The following is a 2,286-nucleotide window of genomic DNA, read 5'->3' as shown; positions in this document are numbered from 1 at the left end:
GCTCGGGCAAGACCACGTTTCTGATGATCCTGGCGGGCTTCCAGCAGCCGACCGCCGGGCGGCTGGTCAGCGACGGCGTGGACATCACCGCCCAGCCCGCCGAACAGCGCGCCGCCGGCATGGTGTTCCAGGGCTATGCGCTGTTCCCGCACATGACGGTCCGGGAAAACGTGGCCTTCCCGCTGAAGGTGCGCAAGCGCCCCGCGGACGAGATCAAGCGCCGCGTTGGCGAGATGATCGAGCGGGTCGGGCTGTCGGCCCATGCCGACAAGCACCCCGGCCAGCTGTCGGGCGGCCAGCAGCAGCGCGTAGCCCTGGCCCGCGCCCTGGTGTTCGAGCCGGGCGTGCTGCTGCTGGACGAACCCTTCTCGGCGCTGGACAAGAGCCTGCGCGGCCAGATGCAGGACGAGATGAAGCGGCTGCACACCGAGACCGGCACCACCTTCGTTTTCGTCACCCACGACCAGAGCGAGGCGCTGGCGCTGTCCTCGCGCATCGCCATCTTCAACCACGGCGAACTGCTGCAGCTGGCCGCGCCGCAGGAGGTCTATGACCACCCGGCGAACCGCTTCGTCGCCGAGTTCCTGGGCGAGATCAACATGCTGAAGCTGCGCGGACTGCGGGCCGGGGGCGGCCGGGTCACGGGGATGCTTGATGACCGGGCGATCCGGCTGGAGGGCGCGGACCACGCGCCGGGAACCGAGGCGCTGCTGGCGGTCCGGCCCGAATACATGACCATCGCGCCCGCCCCGCCCGAGAACGGGAACGCGGTCGCGGCCACGGCCACCGCGGCGACCTATCTGGGTTCGGCCACCCGGCTGGACCTCGTGACCCGCGACGGGACGGCGCTGTCGGTGTCCGTGCCGAACGAGGTCGCGGCCTCGGCGCGGGCGGGCGGGGGGCCGGTCTGGCTGACCTGGCCCTCGGACAAGGGTTTCCTGCTGGCGGGATAGGGCTTGCCGGCATGGACGGCGACAACGGACAACAAGGGGGGAATGCGCGATGCGGAAGGAACTGGAGGCACTCGAGGCCCTGAACGCCCGCGCGCGGCGGGGCGGGATCTCGCGGCGCGACTTCACGGCGCTGGCGGCGGGCCTTCTGGCCAGCGCGCCGATGCTGCGCGCGACGCGGGCCTGGGCGCAGGCGGGCCAGCTGGTGCTGGTCAACTGGGGGGGCGACGCCGTCACGGCCTATGGCGACGCCTTTGGCAAGCCCTTTGCCGAGGCCACGGGCATCGCGGTCAAGATCGACGGCTCGGGTCCGACCGAGGGCGCCATCGCCGCGCAGGTCAAAAGCGGCAAGCCCACCTGGGACCTGGTGGACACCGATCCCTTCACCGCCATCTCGCTGGGTCGGCAGGGCATGATGGAGCCGATCGACTATGCGGTCGTGGACAAGTCCAAGTTCCGCCCCGGCTTCGGCTGGGAGCACGCGGCCTCGACCTATTTCTTTTCCTACGTGATCGCCTACGATTCCAGCCAGTACGAGACCGCGCCGACCGGCATGGCCGACTTCTTCGATGTCGAGAAGTTCCCCGGCAAGCGCGCGCTGTACAAATGGGGCGCGGGCATGTGGGAAGCGGCGCTGCTGGCCGACGGGGTGGCCCCCGACCAGCTTTACCCGCTGGACCTCAAGCGGGCGCATGACAAGCTGGCGGGTTTCAAGGACAATGTCGTGTCCTACTGGGGCGGCGGCTCGGAAAGCCAGAGCATCCTGCTGAACGGCGAGGCGCCGATGGCGCTGATCTGGTCCACCCGCGCCTCGCTGATCGAGCGGGATTCGGGCGGGCAGATCAAGTTCATCTGGGACCAGGGCATCATCTCGCCCGGCGCGCTGGGGGTCATCAAGAACAACCCCGGCGGGCGCGAGGCCGCGATGAAGTTCATCGCCAGCACCCAGGATCCCGAAAAGCAGCTGATCATGTTCCGCGAGCTGGGGCAGGGCCCGGGCAACCCCGCCACCGACGCCCTGATCCCCGAGGAGGAGCGCCGCTTCAACCCCGTCGATCCGGCGAACTTCTCCAAGCAGGTGGCGATGGACATGGAGTGGTACGCCGAGAACTACGCCAAGGCGCTGGACGACTACACCAAGATCATCTCGGCGTGACGGGCGCATGAGGGGCTTGGGAAAGAACCGGTGGGCGGCGGCGCTGATGATGGCGCCGCTGCTGGTGTTGCTGGCGCTGTGCTATGCCGTGCCCTTCCTGGGCGTCGCGGAATGGAGCGTGACCCTGCCGGAACCGGGCCTGGGCCAGTACCAGACGCTGGCCACCGACCCGCTTGTGCG

The 2,286-nt window shown here is 69.3% G+C and carries 2 protein-coding genes; both read left to right on the top strand.

What is annotated here, in order from left to right; all coding sequences use genetic code 11:
- The coding region (locus tag Q4F04_RS15525) for an ABC transporter ATP-binding protein (RefSeq protein ID WP_303370691.1) at positions 1–953 on the top strand (953 nt) is incomplete at its 5' end.
- 49 nt (positions 954–1,002) lie between these two features.
- Positions 1,003–2,106, top strand: a complete 1,104-nt coding sequence (locus tag Q4F04_RS15520) for an ABC transporter substrate-binding protein (RefSeq protein ID WP_303370690.1) — start codon at positions 1,003–1,005, stop codon at positions 2,104–2,106.
- The last annotated feature ends 180 nt before the right edge of the window (positions 2,107–2,286 follow it).

The organism is Paracoccus sp. (in: a-proteobacteria) (genome assembly GCF_030536915.1).
Taxonomy (GTDB): Bacteria; Pseudomonadota; Alphaproteobacteria; order Rhodobacterales; family Rhodobacteraceae; genus Paracoccus.
The sequence above is the reverse complement of the archived record's forward strand: the minus strand, read 5'-3'. Positions and strand labels throughout refer to the sequence as shown.

Coding starts and splice junctions, on each gene's coding strand:
- Q4F04_RS15520 (WP_303370690.1), top strand. CDS start 1,003: ATGCGGAAGGAACTGGAGGCACTCGAGGCCCTGAACGCCCGCGCGCGG.